Source organism: Escherichia sp. E14V7, from assembly GCF_004212225.1.
In the GTDB taxonomy this organism is placed as follows: domain Bacteria; phylum Pseudomonadota; class Gammaproteobacteria; order Enterobacterales; family Enterobacteriaceae; genus Escherichia.
On the sequence record NZ_RHJJ01000001.1, the window covers coordinates 234,302 to 254,287 of the forward strand.

The following is a 19,986-nucleotide window of genomic DNA, read 5'->3' on the forward strand; positions in this document are numbered from 1 at the left end:
ACCTAAGGACACCATTTGGAAAGCCTGTTAACCCTTCCTCTGGCTGGTGAGTCCAGAGTCAGGATTTTACAAATTACCGATACTCACCTGTTTGCGCAAAAGCACGAAGCCCTGTTAGGGGTGAACACCTGGGAAAGTTACCAGGCGGTGCTGGAGGCGATTCGCCCACACCAGCACGAATTCGACCTGATTGTCGCGACAGGTGATTTAGCGCAGGATCAAACGGCTGCGGCCTATCAGCACTTCGCTGAAGGCATCGCAAGTTTTCGTGCGCCCTGCGTCTGGCTGCCGGGCAACCATGATTTCCAGCCTGCGATGTACAGCGCGCTACAGGACGCGGGTATATCTTCAGCGAAACGCGTGTTTATCGGTGAACAGTGGCAAATCCTGTTGCTGGACAGCCAGGTGTTTGGCGTACCGCACGGTGAGCTAAGCGAGTTTCAACTCGAGTGGCTGGAACGTAAACTGGCTGATGCGCCAGAGCGCCATACCTTGCTTCTGCTGCATCATCATCCGTTGCCTGCGGGCTGTAGCTGGCTTGACCAACACAGCCTGCGTAACGCGGGGGAACTGGATAACGTGCTGGTGAAGTTTCCGCACGTCAAATATCTGTTATGCGGCCATATCCATCAGGAACTGGATCTCGACTGGAACGGTCGTCGCCTGCTGGCAACGCCATCGACCTGCGTGCAGTTTAAGCCGCACTGTTCCAACTTCACGCTGGACACCATCGCGCCCGGTTGGCGTACGCTGGAACTCCATGCCGATGGCACGCTGACCACAGAAGTACACCGCCTGGCAGACTCCCGTTTCCAACCAGATACCGCTTCAGAAGGTTACTGATGTCGACGCTTCTTTATTTACACGGTTTCAATAGTTCGCCGCGTTCTGCGAAAGCGAGCTTGTTGAAAAACTGGCTGGCGGAACATCACCCTGACGTTGAGATGATTATTCCGCAGTTACCGCCGTATCCTTCCGATGCGGCAGAACTGCTGGAATCCATTGTCCTGGAACATGGCGGCGATTCGCTGGGTATTGTCGGTTCGTCACTGGGGGGATATTACGCCACCTGGTTGTCGCAATGTTTTATGCTGCCCGCAGTGGTGGTAAACCCGGCGGTGCGCCCGTTTGAACTGCTTACTGACTATCTCGGTCAGAACGAGAACCCCTACACCGGGCAGCAATATGTGCTAGAGTCTCGCCATATTTACGATCTTAAAGTCATGCAGATTGACCCGCTGGAAGCGCCGGATTTGATCTGGCTGCTGCAACAGACGGGAGATGAAGTGCTGGATTACCGCCAGGCGGTGGCGTACTACGCTTCCTGCCGCCAGACTGTTATAGAAGGCGGCAACCACGCATTCACGGGCTTCGAAGATTATTTCAACCCGATCGTCGATTTTCTTGGTCTGCACCATCTCTGACGATCAACTCGAATTACTAACTTAAACCATGACGCAAACTTATAACGCTGATGCCATTGAGGTACTCACCGGGCTTGAGCCGGTTCGCCGCCGTCCGGGGATGTATACCGATACCACTCGCCCTAACCATTTGGGGCAAGAAGTCATTGATAACAGTGTGGATGAAGCACTGGCGGGTCACGCAAAACGCGTGGACGTTATTTTACATGCTGACCAGTCGCTGGAAGTGATTGACGATGGCCGTGGGATGCCGGTGGATATTCACCCGGAAGAAGGTGTTCCGGCGGTAGAACTGATTCTTTGCCGTTTGCACGCGGGCGGTAAATTTTCTAACAAAAACTACCAGTTCTCTGGCGGTCTGCACGGCGTGGGGATCTCGGTGGTTAACGCCCTGTCAAAGCGCGTAGAAGTTAACGTGCGCCGCGATGGTCAGATTTATAACATCGCCTTTGAAAATGGCGAAAAGGTGCAGGATTTGCAGGTTGTCGGCACTTGCGGTAAACGCAATACCGGTACCAGCGTGCACTTCTGGCCGGATGAAACCTTCTTTGACAGCCCGCGCTTCTCTGTTTCACGCCTGACACATGTGCTGAAAGCCAAAGCGGTACTGTGCCCCGGCGTTGAAATCACTTTTAAAGATGAGATCAACAACACCGAACAACGCTGGTGCTATCAGGACGGTCTGAATGATTACCTGGCGGAAGCGGTAAACGGCCTGCCGACACTGCCGGAAAAACCGTTTATCGGTAACTTTAACGGTGAAACGGAAGCCGTTGACTGGGCGCTGCTGTGGCTGCCGGAAGGTGGCGAACTGCTGACCGAAAGTTACGTCAACCTGATCCCAACGATGCAGGGCGGTACGCACGTTAACGGTCTGCGTCAGGGGCTGCTGGACGCGATGCGTGAGTTTTGCGAATACCGCAACATTCTGCCGCGCGGCGTGAAGCTGTCGGCGGAAGATATCTGGGATCGCTGCGCCTATGTGCTGTCAGTAAAAATGCAGGATCCGCAGTTTGCCGGGCAGACCAAAGAACGTCTCTCTTCGCGTCAGTGCGCGGCATTCGTTTCGGGCGTGGTGAAAGATGCCTTCACCTTGTGGCTGAACCAGAACGTTCAGGCGGCTGAACTGCTGGCGGAGATGGCGATTTCCAGTGCCCAGCGCCGTATGCGTGCGGCCAAAAAAGTGGTGCGTAAAAAGCTGACCAGCGGCCCGGCACTGCCTGGCAAACTGGCAGACTGTACCGCGCAGGACCTTAACCGTACCGAACTGTTCCTCGTGGAAGGTGACTCCGCAGGCGGATCTGCCAAGCAGGCGCGCGATCGTGAATATCAGGCGATCATGCCGCTGAAAGGTAAGATCCTTAACACCTGGGAAGTTTCTTCCGACGAAGTGCTGGCCTCGCAGGAAGTGCATGATATTTCGGTAGCGATCGGTATCGATCCTGACAGCGATGATCTTAGCCAACTGCGTTATGGCAAGATCTGTATCCTGGCGGATGCTGACTCCGATGGTTTGCACATTGCCACGCTGCTTTGCGCCTTGTTTGTAAAACACTTCCGTACGCTGGTGAAACATGGTCACGTATATGTAGCGCTACCACCGCTCTACCGCATTGACCTTGGCAAAGAGGTCTATTACGCCTTGACGGAAGAAGAGAAAGAGGGCGTGCTCGAACAATTAAAACGCAAGAAAGGCAAGCCAAATGTCCAGCGTTTTAAAGGTCTGGGTGAAATGAACCCGCTGCAACTACGTGAAACCACGCTCGACCCGAACACTCGCCGTCTGGTGCAGTTGACCATCGATGATGAAGACGATCAGCGTACCGACGCGATGATGGATATGCTGTTGGCGAAGAAACGCTCGGAAGATCGCCGTAACTGGTTGCAAGAGAAAGGTGACATGGCGGAGATTGAGGTCTGATAATCTTTACCCGGCAAACAATAGTTTTGCCGGGTTGTCGCTGATTATTTTATTGGGCACAGTTTGTTACGATCTGGAAATAGTGTTGCCAGCGAACCAGCCAGAGTTTTCCAGTCTGTAGCCATTTTTTCTGCTTGCGCAGGTGTTATTACTGCACCCTGTTGTTTAATAAGATCATTCTCCACTTTGGTATAGTGAATAACGGTAAAATCCGTAGAGGACCATTTATCCGTAGAAAACATTTTCGTCATCGCATGAATGTTTGCTTTCCCGTCGTCGATAAAAACAATCGCGTCATATTTGTTCCCCATTTTGTCCAGCATATAATCGAGAATTACACCTTTATCTTGCCCGGAAGAAAAAAATACACCCTGGCTGTATAGCCATGACCGTTTGATTTTCCCTTTTTCAAATGGGGGCAAAGTATCCTCTTTCTTCCTGAGTGCAGAAGAAGAAAAATCAATGCCATTTCGCTTTAATTCCCGTAATGTCGGAAAGAGAGTATCCGGTGCACGGGATGTCAGAGCAAAGGCGATATGCTTTTGTTGCCACTGTTTTAACAGTGTCGGTAACTGTGGCTCGGTAAGCTGCATAGGGCTAAGTTCGTAAAGCATACTGATTGTATTTTCATACAGGCAAGGAACTTTTTGCGAGTCATCCGGCTTTAAGGGCAATTTATCGGTTTGCCATTGATACCAGATATCACCGCCAATGCGTGTGCCACTCGTTAATAACGTGTTATCAATGTCAAAAACCAATAATATCTTATCGGAGGGATAGAGAGTTTCCTTTTCTGTGATAATTTTACTGACTGCACTATATTCGCCAGTAACTATATTTTTTACCTGTGCGTAAGATAAAGCAGGCAGAGCAGAGAGAATCATCCAGAAAATGGTTTTAAATTTATTATTCATTTTTTATTCCAGATTAGAAAGTATAAGTCAGACCCCAGCGCCAGCGGATTTGGCGATTACTTGATGTTTTATCCACACCTTTATAATCCGCAATACTCATATAGGGGATCCACGATCCCATTTTGTACCCTACTTTAAATGATGCGGTATAGTTTTTATGACCATCATTCCAGGTTAAATAACCATTATTGTAATAGACCAGGTTTAACTGATATTGGAAGTTGGTTTTTTGTGGTCGATAGTCGATCCACACATCGTAACGGCGGTTATTACGATCATCGTTGCCATAACCTTTGGATTTATCGGTGGCTTTATCCATGTCATAACGAAAACGACCCGAAACTTTCCACTCTTTGCTGAAATCATAACCCGCAGAAAGACCATATTCGTAAGTTGACCAATATTGCGTGGTATCAAGCCAGAACATAGGCTCTAACCAGAATTTTTTGTCATCCAGTGGCTTAAATCGGTATACAATGGATAAACCCGTTCCATTATTACCAAATTGTGAAGGATCCCATTTATCTTTGTCTCCTTCGTCAGTGTTATAACGTAATTCCCCCATCAAACCGATACCATTACTAAAAAATGTACCAAATTCGACGCGATCCGCGTGGGTGCGAGTATCATCAAGATATTCATGACGATAATCAATAAATCCATGCGGCTGCTCTGCAATGGCAAGTGTAGGTGACAGGCAGGATAACGTGGTTATTCCTGCGAGTGATAATTTAAGATAAGAACTCATAATATTCCCTTTCAGAATAAAATATATTTTGGCTGGCTGAATACACCATCTGATGATTCCAGGTATCAGAATTTTTATATTTGTATTTTAGCTTTAAATGTTAAGTTTGTTTTCCTTATCGATGAATAGATAGAATTTCGTCTGTTGATGTTGCTGGAAATTATTATCAGATACAAATATTAACGATGTATGTCCATCAATCAGAGGACCGAATGTTACCCCTTCAATACAATCCGCAGAGGAAGTGTAATCAGCAAAATCAATTAATAATTTTTTACTGACGGGTTGTAACGTAGATTTACTGGGCCAGTCTTGCAGGCTGTCAATATTCTTGATATCGCTGGCAGCAGTTAAATCGACCATATAAACTCTGACGGAGTAATCCCAGTCATTGAATCCGGCACTGACGTTTCTGCCGGAACGTTCGATGACCAACAATTGGTGATCATTCAGCGCCAGGACCTCGGATACGCCATTATCATTAATACCGAACTTACTCACTTGCGGAACAGGATCAGTAATATAGAGATATTCATGCAATTGCTTTGAAGGTCGACCGTCTGCATCTATAGAAAATTGCAGTAAGCGTGATGTGCCTGAATTTATTGGACTTGCAATAGGTCCATCCTGTTTAAGACTGCTTTCAACGGCGATAAAAAGTGATTTACCGTCTGGTGTAAGTGTCAGGCCCTCCCAGGCGTTGCCGCTGCGGATACCACTGCTGCTCTCTTTGTCAGGACTAATATTAAAGCGAGCAGGAAATAAAGACGTAAACTCCTTCTCCATTACGCCATCGAGAGTGCTCAGACGCAGTGGCGCACCTAACTCCGAACTCCAGAGTAATGATTTACCATCGTGTGTCAGGGCCAGACCTTCGGCATCCACCGTATTGGTCACGAAAGGCTGCTGCTTTGCATCAAGTAGTGGACGCTGGTTGAGAAAATTCACTTGCTCAATGCCCCTGGATGACACCTGCATTTTTAACGTATAAAGGCTGGCATCTCCCTCCTTATTATTGTTTCTGCTATCGTTAATAGCGTAGAAAATATTATTTTTTGCATCAAATGTGATGGCTGATAGCCCCGCGATTGTGACATTGTTCTGTTTTTCTCCCGTCCGGAAGCTAAACTCACCAGCATAATGAAGAAAACTGTTTGCCTGCGCTGTTGTGCATAACAGCGGTAATGCCAGAAAAATAGCGGCATACCTTATTTTCATGATATTTACCTTTGTGTATGTATTTGTTTTTAGTTGTGTTGTGAAAGAAAAAGATTAACCTCCGATGGTGTCGCCAGGTGACCTCTGGCACCTAATGCGGTGATATTTATTGCTGCTGTAGCAGAAGCAAATTTTAGTGCTTCAATTAAGGGCATGTTTTTTATTAAGCTATAAACAAATGCACCATTAAAAGTATCTCCAGCGCCTGTGGTATCAATAACGGGAATTGTATAACTACCTATTTTTACTTGCTCATTGCCTTTGACTGCAATTACTCCCCGGGCATCCAGCGTTACTACGACAGCGTCAAGTTGATACTCTTCTTGTATATCATGCAGAAGCGTAAAATCTGGCTCTATTGCATAGCCACGAATAAAACCGTCATAATTAAATATCGCAATATCAGCAAGGTGTAAAATATTGGTAAGGTGTTCAGGTGTTGCAACGATATGAGGCTCAAGATCAACGACAACTTTTGTCGTCTGGCTACGGGCATGTTCGGCCAGCATACGAAATTTCTCAATATCGGCTGGCATCGTATAAAAAAAACGGCTTTGAGCAATTGCCTGTAGCGCTTTTTCTTTATCCCATTCATGTTCGCTGCCAGGCGAGTAAACCAACGTTTTCTCACCTGATTCGTCAATAAAAATAATCGCGGTATTGGCAATCAATTCCGGGATTACCTGAACGAAATCACAATTCACATGATGTTTTTTAAATCCATCAAGAATGACCGCGGCTGAATGATCATTGCCCACACATGAAACAGATACCACATTGAGCCCCAGTTGTCCCATCGCACAGGCACTGTTGGCGACTGTGCCGCCAGCTTGTTCACCCAGACGTGTCCCGACCACTTTACCGCCACGTGTGGGGAGTGACGGGATAGATAAAAAAATATCTATATTTCCACTGCCTAAAGCGGCGACATCAAATTTCTTCATAGTCTTATTTCTCCCTATGGCTAACGCGTTGCCCGCCTGCGTCGACATAATCACAACTTAAATGCCAGCACATTTCATATAACCACTGCATGACCAGAAATAAATTGTTGGACTCACTGGCGTCAGGTATAAAACTGATTAATTCTGCTGTCGCTCCCTGTTCAACAATTGCTTTTTGGGTTGCAAGGTAAAATGGGGACTCGCAGGATGTGGCTGGTAGTAAAATATAATGCTGACCGACACCAGCCTGATGTAAGCGTAATGAATGATAAAATTCTTCCAGTGGAAGGGCTGTCGCACGAATCTGTGGGCCGCAAGAAAGTAAATTGCTCCCCGATATTGCCAGTCCCCAACTTAAGCCACTCCCAAGAAACGTTATCTCTTTTTGTTGGTAAAAATGGCGCTTCTTTTGCTGCCAGTGCTGATTAATCTGGCTAAATTTCCCTTCCAAATCATCTTCAATCTGCAGTGGTGTTAAGCCTGGACATAATTTTTGCGCTAAGCGCAGGAGGGCATAAAGTGTGACGCTACTACTTTGCGTTGGAATACCCTGCTTATTCGCCCATGTATAGAGCATGTTTTCTGTTATTGCGCAAAATGGTGTTCCAGGGCAATTCGTCACACCCAGCACTTGCGCGTTTGAGCATACTGCGTGGCAGAGGGCGTCAACGGTCATTGATGGTCTGCCACTTGCACTGAGAATAATGATTAACGTTTCTTTCTGATAACGGGTTAAATCAGTCTGAAGAAAATCCCACGTTTGCAATGCGTAACAAAACAGATGTGTGTATTTCCCCAGCCAGGCGGCGGCACATAGTGCCACCGTCCAGGAGTCGCCCGATCCCACTATACAGACGCGTTCAACAGCACGTTTATCGAGCTGAAAAGTAGAAAAACATTCACCCCAGATAGCTGCCAAATGGCGTAACGCTGCCGCCGTAGCATTTATTTCCTCACGAGTTTGCGCTAATGGCATAACAGGAGTACGGGCTGGCATGTTCATTATTTCTCCTGTGCCTGTAATGCAAGCAATGTCAGACCCGACGCGATCGCTTCAACATCGAAATCTTTATTATTTACGGCGCGGAAAAAGGCATATTTATCTTCAGGGAGCGCATCAAAACCGCGCCATGCCCCTGCAATGGCGCCTGCCATCGTAGCGATGCTATCGGTGTCATTGCCGATATTGGCACAGGCATGAATGGTTTCCCAGGGTTCTCCTTTGCAGTACAGCAACAGACCGATTGCCGCAGGAATGGATTCATGAGCGGCGACGGAATTACCGACCAAACCTTCCATTTCTCGCAGACAAGACTCCAGATCATTGGCACGTCTGGCGATGTCCGCTGCAAGTTGGATGCGCATGGCGATAGATGGCCCTGCTACACATCGTGCATATTGTTTGGCCAGGCGTTCACCGTAATTTGCTCCCCAGATTGCGGCGTCCAGTAATGATGTAAGCGAGGCTTCTGGTAACATAGCCTCCGACGTCGCCGCAGCGATGGCGCAGGCGCTGGCAATTGCAATATTGGTGTCATGCGACGGTAAACAAGTTAATAAAGCCAGGCGGCATGCTTTCTCTTTATTACCAGGCCAGATCAATCCTGCCGGGGCTACACGCATCCCGGCGCCATTCGTGGTGCCGACATTGGGAGCCTGGCGAGAAGACGTTCCAATACGCCCAATGGTATTTGTGGGTCTTCCTTCTTTTAGCGCCTTAACAATTTGTTCAGTTGTGGGGCCTTTATAATTTGCGTAGGGCTGCATATCGGCCCAACGCAGAAGACAGGCTAACCAGTCATTATTGGTGAAGTTATCAAATCCAGCCTCAATCAACCCTTCTGAAAAAACATACATTTGGCTGGAATCGTCGGTGATAAGTCCCGCAATGCCATTTAATGAGCCAGCGAATGTATCGGCAGGAGGAGAAACAAAATCATTTAAAAAACCTCCCCATTGCGCTTTTATTTCATCAATGCTGTAGAGTTCGGTCGCTGCGCCTAATGCATCGCCCATACCTGCGCAGGCTAATGAACCTAATATTTTGTTATAAATTACGGTTTGTTTTATTTTATTCACAATATTCTCTCTATTACACGCTAAAACTGTCTTTTGTAATTCGTGCTTTGTAGGAGTACCGACTTGCGGGATAAACCATCTCTACATACTCCATCGGTTTGCGTTCCACGGATAATGTGACGCGAGTACAACTTAATACGACGTCATCAGCAGTCAGTTCCAGTAATTGACGTTCAAGGGGCGAGGGAAGCCGGGCAGAGATAATTTCCGTTGCTTCTAAAGGTTTAATTGCGAGTTTTTCTTCCAGTAAAATATAGAGCGAACCCGTCGCCAGCAGCTCTTCCCGGGTTATTTCTTGCCTGTCATTTAATGCAAGCCATGATGTCTGAATACCTAGAGGCGTACTTCCCATATAGCGGACGCGTTTTATACAGAATACAGTATGGATATGGATATCCAGGTCGAGATTTTTTCTGATAACATCACTGACAGGAATATAGCCTATTTCAATAATATTCTGTGCTGGAATACCACCGCGAGCTTTAATATCGTCAGTAAAACTATGCAATAAATGATTCTCTCTACTACGAGAAGGTAATACAAATGTCCCTTGCCCGTGGACACTATGCAGGTAGCCGCGTTGTTTAAGGCTTTCTATTGCCTTTCGAATGGTTGTTCTGCTACTTAAATAATGTTCTGACAATTCTCTTTCTGTCGGTATAGCTTTGCCTTCTTTCCATTCACCGTTATCTATTTTTCTCTTTATTTCATCAAATATTTCACGATGCTTTAGCTGACCTTTACTGGCTTTATAAATTTTCATCATGACAAAGCCTCATTTCAAGTGGTTGATACCAACTCTACATTCTTTAACTTTTATTACGCATGGTGCTTGTTCACTATCTGTGACATGAAACAGAAAAAACCACATTTATTAATAAAAATCATGCATTTAAATTAAATTGGTTTTTATGTGATACTGCTCAATATTAACTCGGTGGTTTGTTGTGGTATCTACCAATGCATTTATTCTCACTCGTAAAGTTATGTGCTGAGTGAGTTCCGATACATTTGTTTTTAATATAATTCACGTGATCAATGAGTGCTGTGTATGAAACTGACAATAAATGAAAAGATAGGTTTTGGTGCCGGTGATATGGCTATTGCGATAGTAATGATGTCTTTAGCCATGATCATCACTTATTTTTACACGGATGTATTTGGTCTGAAACCCATCGACTTAGGTGTTCTGTTATTTTCTGTACGTATCCTTGATGCTGTGATTGATCCTGTTGTGGGAACAATGACAGACAGAACGAATACACGTTGGGGAAAATATCGGCCGTGGTTGCTTTTTATGTCAATACCGTTTGGGATAAGCATTTGGTTGATGTTCACCACACCTGATACCGATTATTCAGTTAAGCTTTTATGGGCCTGGGCTACCTATGTGTTACTTACCTTGACCTATACGTTAATCGCTATTCCTTATGTTTCATTAATCAGCGTTATCACGGATGATCCACAAGAGCGATTGAGCGCCAATGGTTATCGTTTTGTTATGACAAAAATTGCCATGTTCGCCGTAACAATTATTGTTCCTTTATCTGCAATGTATCTTGGGAAGAATAACGTACAACTGGGTTATCAAATAGCAATGGGGGCAATGGGTATTCTGGCAACGTGTTTATGCCTGTATTGTTTTTTTAGCGTGAGAGAGCGCATCTACCATCCAAAACCCAGCCTCGGTATGGCCGCGCAGTTTCGGTTACTGATCAAAAATGATCAATGGCTCATTTTGGGCGTTGTAATTGCGATCATTATGTTTGGCGGGATTATTCGTAACTCTGTAGCTGCATATTATGCAAAATATTACCTGAATGGTGGGGATGCTTTAATTTCACCGTTTTTAACTTCAGGCGTGATCGCCTCTGTTCTGGCTATGATCGCTTGCACCTGGCTTACTCGTCTCTACGACAAAATAAAAATATTTCGTTATACCCAATTACTGGCGTTCGTGGTGGGTGGTGCGATGTATTTCGTGCAACCAAATTCTATAGTGTTAGCTTTTACATTTTATATTGTGGTGACCTTCCTGACTGATATCCAGCTTCCCATTTATTGGGCATCCATTGCTGAGTCGGTGGATTACGGTGAAATGAAAACGGGGCAACGTGTTTCTGGACTGGCATTTGGCGGGATTCTCTTTTTTCAAAAGTTTGGTATGGGACTGGCGGGGGGCTTTATCGGAATCGCTTTAGCGTTTATGGACTATCAACCTGGCGTTGAACAAACATCACAGGCGCTGTGGGGAATCTGCTTATTAATGACGATCATTCCCGCGATACTTAACCTGATTACCGGACTTATCATGCGATTTTATCTGATTAATAATGAATATTACGAACAGATTAAAGTACGTTTACAGCCTAAAAATATATGAAAATTTAATATATTGAATTTCTATGGTAGATCTGATGGGCGGAGCGCATCAGGCAATTTGGAGTTTGTCATCAGTCTCAGCCCGGTAAACATACCGGGCTTTTTTTATCAAAATTCCATTTTCACCGTGAATTGCACTTCACGCGGATCGCCAATCTGATTACCCAGATTATTTGTGGCGATGGAAGAGGTGTAATACGTTTTATCAAACAGGTTTTTGACGTTTAATTGCAGAGTGACCGGATACTGCAATTTCATTTTGTATGCGGCGAAGGCATCGGCAACAAAATAGCCTGGCAGATAATAGTCAGCCCCATTGGTTGCCGAACGACGGCTTACGCCATGTCCACCACCGCCAAACGTCAGTGTGTTATTGCCTGGCATGTTATGAATATCATAGGTCAGGAATAACGAACCGGTATGACGAGGAACATTCGGCAATGGTTTTCCAGCATAATCAGGATCTTCCAGAACCTTTGCATCGGTATAGCCGTAGCTGGCAATGATATTAATGTTTTCGGTTAATGCTCCCGCAAGGTCGACTTCTACCCCTCTTGAACGAACGCGGCCTGCCGTTTTGGCGATGGTTTCATCACCAATACTTTCGGTATACAGCACGTTACGTTTATGGATATCAAACAGCGCAATATCTGCGGTTATACCATCGAACAGCTCGAATTTTGCCCCGACTTCGTAAGCATTAGATGATTCCGGTGGAAGATCTCCGATGTAGCTGGCAATTGACGATTGCGGCATAAATGTTTGCGAATAATTAGCAAATAAGGATACCGATGGCGTCAGTTTGTAGACTAACCCCAGTTTGGGCGTCCATTGTTCATCGCGGCTGTCAGTATTGACATTAAAAGGACGGCCTTTACCCGCATATTGCGTGTAATACTGATAGCGGATCCCGGCGACGGCAATCCAGTTATCGGTCAGATAGAGTGCGTCCTGTGCATAAGCTGAGTAGCTCTCCTGTTTGATCGTCTGATCACTGTCCGACGCCGAAACCGTTGTGCATTTGCTGGTATTGCCATAAATGGGGTTGTAGATATTGAAATCTTTAGCGTTTTTACAGCGAATCATATCTGTGCGCAGAAGATCATAATATTCATATGACACCCCACCCAGAATCTCATTATAGAATCCGGCAATATCAACATTCCCTTGCAGATCCGCACGAGTAGAATGCATACGCTGTGTAGATCCCTGAGTTGCATCAACACGCCGTGTCAGCGTTCCTGTCGTTGCATCATACGCGGTAACACGAGCCTGATTATCGCTGTATTTATCCTGGCTGTAGCTGTAATCAAAGCGCGCTGTCCACTGGCTATTGAGATGATATTCTGCGTTGAGTTGCGCCAGATCGGACTGACCATCTGTAATATTAAACGGTTCGTCGAAACGTATTTTTCGATCAACGTTTACGGGCTGTTTCGTCGTAAGGTCGAAAATCGTTCCACGATCGAACGGCGTTTTATAATCCCGATGTGAATAGAGCATGGTTACTGTTGCATTATCACCAAACCAGGTGAGTGATGGGGCAATAAATGTGCTGCGCTCTTTACCGAAATTCCGCCAGTAATCTTCATCCTGCACTTCCCCCGTCAGGCGGTATGCCAGCTGAGTGCCTTCAATGGGGCCTGTGATATCCAGTTGCCCAGTGCCTCCGCCAAAACTGGAGGAAGTGGCTGAGACAGTACCATGGAATGTTTTTTCCGGGCGCTTTGTCACGACGTTAATCAGTCCGCCAGGATCGAGAATGCCATACAGCGTGGAGGCCGGACCTTTTAGCACTTCTACACGTTCTGTTGCAGCGTTGAAGCTGCGAGGAAGTACGGTTCGCAGACCGTTGGTCATGATGGAGCCATCCCGGTTTGCGCCAAACCCACGGCGTACAAAAGCATCCTGAGTCCCGCCTAATGTATTGGTCTGTACCACGTTACTGACGTTATAAAGCGCCTCATCCAGCGTCGTCGCATTCTGATTCTCCAGTACTTGATCGCTAACCGTATTGACCACCTGCGGGATATCCAGCATCGGCATATCGGTTAATGTCGCCGTGGAGGTGCTCAGAGGTTGATAACCATCGGTCGCCTCAGTTGCGGTATTTGCATCCGCTGTAACAGTGATTGTTTCGCCATCTTTGGTCGTTGCAGTGTCGGTTGCATGAATCATCGGTGCTGCAAAGAGCAGTGAAAAGAGCGCCCGACCTTTGATTCCTGAAAATGAAGGTGTGAACTTAGCCATTTAGTCTGTTATCCCAAAAACTCACGGATTGTCGTGAGTGAAAATTGTTTCTTGTTGCTCACTAAGCACTATCCGTTTGTTATTTCGCCATCGGATATGTAATTGAGAATCATTCAATCATGCGGTAATGTAGTAGTAAATGAGAAATAACAAAAAATTGCTACATGTGTTTTTATGAGAGGTTAATGCAATTCAATTGATGGTAATTTATTAATATTTAATGGTTTTATTTTTATCTTTAAAAATATTTCACCTGTTATTTACCTTGTTTTTGTATGGCTTTTAACTTCTTGACTACTACATTTTGTGGCGTCAAACTCTCAAAAGAGAATGAGTTTTATTTTTGTTTGTCTTTGATTAAGTTGGCGTACACGTGGCACATAACGCAAAAGGGCAGGGGCTGATCCTCGACAATGTTTCTGCCGGGTATCACAAGAAAATCATTGTTGATGGTGTTTCTTTCTCCGTTCCCACAGAAAAAATGACCGTTCTGGTTGGGGCAAACGGCTGTGGAAAGTCGACGTTGCTCAGCACCATTGCACGTATCTTGCAACCTATGGGCGGCTCAATATTGCTGGATGGTAAAGCGATTCACGAGCAACCAACGAAAGCGTTATCCCGTAGACTTGGGATCTTGCCGCAGTCGCCATTATTGCCGGAGGGCTTAACCGTTTATGAACTGGTGTCGCGTGGGCGTTTTCCCTGGCAGAATTTCATACGTCAATGGAGCGACGCCGACGAGCAGGCGGTAGAAGAGGCCCTGAAATTAACCGGTACGCAGGAGTTTGCACATTTACCGGTTGAAAAACTCTCTGGTGGGCAGCGCCAGCGTTGCTGGATTGCGATGGTGTTGGCGCAAAAGACGCCTTATATCCTGCTGGATGAACCCACAACCTGGCTTGATTTACGTTATCAGGTTGAAATTCTTGAGTTATTACATGATTTAACGCGTCATCACGGGCGTACAGTCGTCGTGGTGTTGCATGATCTGAATTTTGCCGTCAATTATGGCGATACGTTGATATTTTTACGCCAGGGGAAAGTGGTGCGTGTGTTGAATGAGGGGGAGCATTGCACACCTGAGCTGGTAAAAGCTGTCTTTGACGTTGATGTTCACGCATCAATAAATCCTCTGACGGGAAAACCGTTCTTCATGCCGTTTCGTGGTGTAGAAAAAGTATGATGCGCACAGGGCTGGTTACTGTAATTTTCCTCGCCTTACTGCTGGTGGGATGCGTGGTATATCCAGGGATTGGTGCCCGATTTATTGCACCACAAACGGTGTTGCAGGCATTTCTTCATTTTGATTCGCAAAACTTCGATCACAACGTAATTGTAAGACTCCGTTTGCCGCGTTTAGCGGCAGCATTGCTTACCGGTGCTTCTCTTGGTGTTGCCGGTGCTTTGTTGCAGGCTGTCATTCGTAACCCATTGGGGGAGCCACATATTTTAGGCTTAAATGCCGGAGCCGCTCTTGCTGTCGTTGCCGCCAGTGCGCTTGGACTGGCCTTTCCGGTTGGACGCCCACTGCTGGCATCTACGGGGGGCGCGTTATTGTTCCTGTTGATATTGCTGCTTTCCTCCGCAGGGCGTTCAGGGTTAACGCCAATGAAAGTTACTTTATGCGGCGTGGCGCTATCGGCGTTCGTGTCCTCAATAACGGCTGCAATCCTGATTCTTGACGAACAAACGCTGCTGGCGATGCGGACATGGCTAGCAGGTGATTTAGCGGGGCAGGATTGGGCGACGCTGGGTACGTCCGCCTGGTTTTCTCTGGGGGGATTTGTGTTAGCCCTTTACCTTGCGCCCTCTCTTAACATGTTGGCACTGGGCGATCGCATGGCGCAGGGGCTGGGCGTCTCGGTACTGCGCACGCGAACATTTACCCTGCTTGCGATCGCGTTGCTCTGTGGCGCAGCCGTATCGATTGCTGGCCCCATTGGTTTTGTCGGCCTGTTGGTACCGCAGATTGTCCGGCGTCTGGTATCAGCGGATCTGCGCGTTCTGCTCCCTCTTTCAGCTTGTGTCGGCGCGCTTTTGTTATTACTGGCAGATATTATTGCCCGGACGCTTTTCACGCCCCATGAGTTAGCAACCGGTGTCATGACAGCGTTAGTTGGTGCGCCCGTTTTTGTCATTATGGCGACGAGGATGTTCAAATGAGTCGGATAATGAACGTCGGGCTACGCCCACTACGTGTTGGTAAGTTTTCGACACTGGTACGCCCTAAAAATCTGGTGTTGCTTGGTGGGCTGTTTCTGTTTGCGGTTGGAATACTGATATTCGGTCTGATGCATGGCTCTTTCTCCGTCCCGGCATCAGAAGTAGGACGAGCATTGTTCTCTCCTGAAAACGTAAGCACAGACGCACGTTATATTGTGCAGGATATTCGCTTGCCGAGAGTCATCATGGCATTGCTATGCGGGGCCATGTTAGGTATGGCGGGGGCCGCAATGCAATCCATTGCGCGTAACGGCCTTGCCGATCCCGGTTTAATCGGCGTCAAAGAAGGATGTAGCGTGGCGGTGCTGTGGCTGATTTTCCAGTTTCCAATGCTGGGAATGTTCTGGCGTCCAGTGGCTGGTCTTGCTGGTGGCTTGTTGGTGGCTTTAATCGTGATTTTTTGCGCGCGCGATATTTCCCGTCCGCGATTTGTTCTGATTGGCATTGGTGTTTCCTGGTTTTTCGCCGCCGGTATCGGTGTATTTATGACCACTGCAGATGTTCGAGATGTACAAACTGCATTGATGTGGCTATCGGGAAGCCTGCATGCAGCTAACTGGATGTTAGTCGGTATTTCAGCTTGTTGGATGTTGCCAGCCGCTCTTTTATTGCTGTTCACCGCCAGGACGGCGGATATCGCTCTGCTTGGTCATCAGGTTGCCACCGGGTTAGGGGTGAATAGTTCTCGTCTGGCGTTGCTACGTGTCGCCGCACCAATAATCCTGACAGCCGTCTGCGTTTCGTGTGTTGGTAACATCGGTTTTGTCGGATTGATAGCACCCCATATATCACGTTTTATTCTACGTGGCGGGCAGACGACATTACTGCTGGGGAGCGCCGTATCGGGGGCGTTGTTAGTCATCCTGGCGGATAGCATTGGTCGTTTGGCTTTTTTGCCTTTGCAACTGCCTGCCGGAATCATTATTTCATTGATTGGTGGACCATTCTTTTTGCTACTGCTCTGGCAGCGCAGGAACAGTTTTTAACGGGAGTTATATGCGTTTATTTTTTTCTCTGCTGATACTGTTGTCATTCTTTGCCCGCGCGACAGAACCTGTTCAGGTCTTTACTGATGATTTAGGGCGCAAAGTCACTGTTCCTGCTCATCCAAAGAGAATTGTCTCTTTACACGATCTTGATATCACTATTCCTCTGATTGAGCTCGGTGTACCACCTGTCGCCAGCCACGGGCGAACCCGGCCTGACGGTAGCCATTTCATTCGATCAGGCGCGTTATTGACAGGTGTCGACTTTGATAATTCATCGATCGCTTTTATTGGCACCGCTGATATTGATATTGAAGCGATTGTGGCGGCAAAGCCTGATCTGATCATCACAGAACCGACCCGTAATACGCCCATTGAACAACTGGAAAAAATTGCGCCCACGGTGAGCATTGATCATCTCAAAGGGGGCGCGCCAGAAATCTACCGCAAGCTGGCAGAACTTACAGGAACGCAGTCGCAGCTGGCGATACTTGAACGCCGCTATCAGGCACAAATCAATGCGCTGAAGGCGACGCTGGACAGCCAAAAAATAACGGTATCGGTGATTCAGGCAAATCAGGGAAAAATTAATGTGATGCATAGCTATCATTCGCTGGGGCGGGTATTACGCGATGCTGGTTTTCGCTTTCCGCCGCTGATTGAGAGCATTCCTGAAGGTGGACGAATGGATGTGAGCGCGGAGCGTTTACCTGAACTGGATGCCGATTTTGTTTTTGCAACTTGGCGCGGTGACACCGGTGGTAAACCTCAGGATGAGCTGGCAGCAATGGAAAAAGTCATGCCGGGATGGTGTCAGTTTCTGACGGCCTGTCGTTCCGGGCGCTATGTGCTGATTTCTCGTGAAGAGGCGATTTCTAACTCCTTTGCATCTCTGGGGCTGATGGCTGCGCAGATACAATCACAAATTGCGGGACGACCTCTACCGGAGGCTAAATGATCCAGAAAGACAAAACGCGGGTTGATATTTATGGTGAGCGTTTTCGCACTCGCGCGAGTCAGTTAACGCCTGGGTTAAGAGCTGTCGCCAGCTACATTAATGAGCATCGTGAAGTGGTACTCGAGCAAACGGCGATGGAAATTGCGGCCACGTTGAACACTTCCGATGCCACAGTTATCAGGGCTATACAGGCCCTGGGGTTTGCCGGGCTGCGTGATCTGAAACGCACTCTGGAACAGTGGCTTGGTCCAGCCCTTAGTTCCAGCGAAAAGATGTCTACGACGGTGAGTAACTTGACGAGCGATGTTAACACCGCAATCGACTTTGTTCTTGAAGGGCATTTGTATACCTGTAATGTCCTGTCAGAGCCTGAAAACCGCCACGCGCTTGCTCAAGCTGTAGCGTTGTTGGTGCAGGCACGGCAAGTCGCAATTTTTGGCATTGGCGCTTCGGGTATTCTGGCGGACTATACCGCACGACTATTCAACCGCATAGGCTTACCTGCCACGGCACTAAACCGTACGGGTATTGGCCTTGCCGAGCAACTGATCGCGCTTCAACGTGGCGATGTTCTGATCATGATGGCGCAAAAATCTGCGCACCGGGAAGGACTGACAACGCTGCGTGAAGCGAGACGGCTGGGGATCCCTGTTATTTTGCTGACAAACGCGCTGGATTCACGTTTTAGCAAAGACGCCAGTATCGTGATTCATGTTCCGCGCGGGGATGAAAAGGGGAAAACGCCACTACATGGTACGGTATTGTTGTGCCTGGAAATGATTGTCTGGTCGGTGGCTTCCGCGATGCCGCAGCGTGCGGTTAAAACCATTAAGCGAATTAACGATTTCCATCGGGGTTTGAAAACGGGAAGAAAGAATGGCTAATCTGACCTGAGGCCGGTAGCAACACCGGCCTCTTTTCAGGAAGGTTAAATCCCCGGTTGCAGGATGCGGATATTCATCTCCAGCACATCGCCTTTTACGGCCTCGCTGTACGCTTTCATGTGCGGGGTCTGCAAGTGCGCTTCAAGATGCGCGATGCTTTCCCACTGCTCAATCATCACGATAGAGTCCGGCGCCATAGACTGGAAACTCACGCCAGCAGCGCAATCCACCATCGGCGCATAGCCGTGGCAACCTTCTTCCTTCAGTACGGTTGGAACGATTTTAGCAAACTGATCCAATACCGCCTGACGGTGATGTTGACCAGGACGAGTACGGATTTCTGCAATTACTGTAATCATGGTTAACTCCTTCTAAAGCCAGAGCCCTAGTTAACCAAAAATCTCTACAAGATGCTTGCGATATTCTTCAGTATAGCGGGGAACATCAGGCATTTTTATCACATCATTAGCGATAAATGTCGGCAGCGGTTCCATACCCAGGAATTGGTTTGCTTTATGGAACGGCAGATACACGCCGTCAACGCCGACGCCGTGGAAGAATTGATCTTTTTCGGTGAAGGCTTCCATTGGTGCGTTCCAGGTCAGGGAAAGCATATATTTTTTGCCCTGTACCAGGCCGCCAGAACCGTATTTTTTTGACGGATCTTTGCGGGTACGACCATCGCTGGCATACAGCGTGCCGTGACCTTCGGTGAACACATCATCGATATATTTCTTCACCGTCCACGGTGCGCCCATCCACCAACCTGGCATCTGCCAGATCACCACATCAGCCCAGAGAAAGTTTTGTACTTCGGCTTTGACATCGTAGTCGCTCTCGGCGCGAACGATGCGGACATCATGCCCGAGGTCGCGCAGCGTACCATCCGCGACTTCGGTCAGGGTGTCGTTCAGTTGACCATTGGAGTGGGCGAATTTCTTCGCGCCGTTGATAATCAGGATGTTGCTCATTTTTTATCCTCAGGGTGAGACGTTTGCCGACTATAGTACGTCACAGAGCGGTGCGGTGAAATTAGCAAAATGTGCAAAGTCTTT

Annotated in this window: 19 protein-coding genes; 9 read left to right on the forward strand and 10 right to left on the reverse strand. The window is 47.4% G+C overall.

Annotation, left to right across the window (positions count from 1 at the left end; translation table 11 throughout):
* Window positions 1-15 precede the first annotated feature (15 nt).
* The 3 genes from cpdA to parE are packed head-to-tail and all read left to right on the forward strand — an operon-like array spanning window position 16 to window position 3,345.
* Complete coding sequence (cpdA, locus tag D9741_RS01165; protein ID WP_130218206.1) at window positions 16-843, forward strand: 3',5'-cyclic-AMP phosphodiesterase; 828 nt, start codon at window positions 16-18, stop codon at window positions 841-843.
* Window positions 843-1,424, forward strand: coding sequence for an esterase YqiA (yqiA, locus tag D9741_RS01170; protein WP_000105733.1), 582 nt, complete (start codon window positions 843-845; stop codon window positions 1,422-1,424). The genes cpdA and yqiA overlap by 1 nt, the downstream gene beginning before the upstream one ends.
* A gap of 28 nt (window positions 1,425-1,452) precedes the next feature.
* Window positions 1,453-3,345, forward strand: a complete 1,893-nt coding sequence (gene parE / locus D9741_RS01175; RefSeq protein ID WP_130218204.1) for a DNA topoisomerase IV subunit B — start codon at window positions 1,453-1,455, stop codon at window positions 3,343-3,345.
* Between the two features lie 44 nt (window positions 3,346-3,389).
* On the opposite strand, the gene D9741_RS01180 is transcribed toward parE, so the two are convergent.
* The 7 genes from D9741_RS01180 to D9741_RS01210 form a co-directional block, all read right to left on the reverse strand.
* Window positions 3,390-4,259 (reverse strand): DUF2608 domain-containing protein, encoded by an 870-nt coding sequence (locus D9741_RS01180; protein ID WP_130218202.1) that lies wholly within the window; start codon window positions 4,257-4,259, stop codon window positions 3,390-3,392.
* A gap of 13 nt (window positions 4,260-4,272) precedes the next feature.
* Window positions 4,273-5,007 carry an oligogalacturonate-specific porin KdgM family protein gene (locus tag D9741_RS01185; protein ID WP_130218200.1) on the reverse strand — a complete coding sequence of 245 codons (735 nt, stop codon included), beginning with the start codon at window positions 5,005-5,007 and terminating at the stop codon, window positions 4,273-4,275.
* A 93-nt stretch (window positions 5,008-5,100) separates the two neighbouring features.
* On the reverse strand, window positions 5,101-6,225 hold the full coding sequence (locus D9741_RS01190) for an esterase-like activity of phytase family protein (protein WP_130218198.1): 1,125 nt from the start codon (window positions 6,223-6,225) through the stop codon (window positions 5,101-5,103).
* 29 nt (window positions 6,226-6,254) lie between these two features.
* Window positions 6,255-7,169, reverse strand: coding sequence for a carbohydrate kinase family protein (locus D9741_RS01195; protein WP_130218196.1), 915 nt, complete (start codon window positions 7,167-7,169; stop codon window positions 6,255-6,257).
* A gap of 4 nt (window positions 7,170-7,173) precedes the next feature.
* Window positions 7,174-8,172, reverse strand: coding sequence for an SIS domain-containing protein (locus tag D9741_RS01200; protein ID WP_130218194.1), 999 nt, complete (start codon window positions 8,170-8,172; stop codon window positions 7,174-7,176).
* Entirely contained in the window at window positions 8,172-9,248 is a 1,077-nt protein-coding gene (locus tag D9741_RS01205) for an ADP-ribosylglycohydrolase family protein (protein ID WP_130218192.1), read from the reverse strand. Before D9741_RS01205 ends, D9741_RS01200 begins: the two co-directional genes overlap by 1 nt.
* Before the next feature lie 13 nt (window positions 9,249-9,261).
* Window positions 9,262-10,014, reverse strand: a complete 753-nt coding sequence (locus tag D9741_RS01210; RefSeq protein ID WP_130218190.1) for a GntR family transcriptional regulator — start codon at window positions 10,012-10,014, stop codon at window positions 9,262-9,264.
* A 285-nt stretch (window positions 10,015-10,299) separates the two neighbouring features.
* Between D9741_RS01210 and D9741_RS01220 the strand changes: the two genes are divergently transcribed.
* Entirely contained in the window at window positions 10,300-11,631 is a 1,332-nt protein-coding gene (locus D9741_RS01220) for an MFS transporter (protein ID WP_130218188.1), read from the forward strand.
* Window positions 11,632-11,738: 107 nt separating this feature from the next.
* Here D9741_RS01220 and D9741_RS01225 read toward each other — a convergent pair whose 3' ends face one another.
* Complete coding sequence (locus D9741_RS01225; protein WP_130218186.1) at window positions 11,739-13,880, reverse strand: TonB-dependent siderophore receptor; 2,142 nt, start codon at window positions 13,878-13,880, stop codon at window positions 11,739-11,741.
* Window positions 13,881-14,253: 373 nt separating this feature from the next.
* Between D9741_RS01225 and D9741_RS01230 the strand changes: the two genes are divergently transcribed.
* Genes D9741_RS01230 through D9741_RS01250 form a run of 5 tightly spaced genes read left to right on the forward strand, consistent with a single transcriptional unit; the run spans window position 14,254 to window position 18,931 of the window.
* The gene (locus tag D9741_RS01230) at window positions 14,254-15,063 is read left to right on the forward strand and encodes an ABC transporter ATP-binding protein (RefSeq protein WP_000940874.1); all 810 of its coding nucleotides are present in this window, start codon (window positions 14,254-14,256) and stop codon (window positions 15,061-15,063) included.
* Window positions 15,060-16,043 (forward strand): iron ABC transporter permease, encoded by a 984-nt coding sequence (locus D9741_RS01235; RefSeq protein ID WP_130218184.1) that lies wholly within the window; start codon window positions 15,060-15,062, stop codon window positions 16,041-16,043. The genes D9741_RS01230 and D9741_RS01235 overlap by 4 nt, the downstream gene beginning before the upstream one ends.
* A gap of 8 nt (window positions 16,044-16,051) precedes the next feature.
* Window positions 16,052-17,089 carry an iron ABC transporter permease gene (locus tag D9741_RS01240; protein WP_032144454.1) on the forward strand — a complete coding sequence of 346 codons (1,038 nt, stop codon included), beginning with the start codon at window positions 16,052-16,054 and terminating at the stop codon, window positions 17,087-17,089.
* Between the two features lie 10 nt (window positions 17,090-17,099).
* A complete protein-coding gene (locus D9741_RS01245; protein ID WP_001305988.1) occupies window positions 17,100-18,047 on the forward strand; it encodes an iron-siderophore ABC transporter substrate-binding protein in 948 nt (315 codons plus the stop codon).
* Window positions 18,044-18,931, forward strand: a complete 888-nt coding sequence (locus D9741_RS01250; RefSeq protein ID WP_000614953.1) for a MurR/RpiR family transcriptional regulator — start codon at window positions 18,044-18,046, stop codon at window positions 18,929-18,931. The genes D9741_RS01245 and D9741_RS01250 overlap by 4 nt, the downstream gene beginning before the upstream one ends.
* Before the next feature lie 44 nt (window positions 18,932-18,975).
* Here the strand turns inward: D9741_RS01250 and D9741_RS01255 are convergent, their stop codons facing one another.
* Both D9741_RS01255 and mdaB read right to left on the reverse strand, forming a co-directional pair.
* On the reverse strand, window positions 18,976-19,290 hold the full coding sequence (locus D9741_RS01255; RefSeq protein WP_000633737.1) for a putative quinol monooxygenase: 315 nt from the start codon (window positions 19,288-19,290) through the stop codon (window positions 18,976-18,978).
* Between the two features lie 30 nt (window positions 19,291-19,320).
* Complete coding sequence (gene mdaB / locus D9741_RS01260) at window positions 19,321-19,902, reverse strand: NADPH:quinone oxidoreductase MdaB (protein ID WP_000065441.1); 582 nt, start codon at window positions 19,900-19,902, stop codon at window positions 19,321-19,323.
* Window positions 19,903-19,986: the final 84 nt, after the last annotated feature.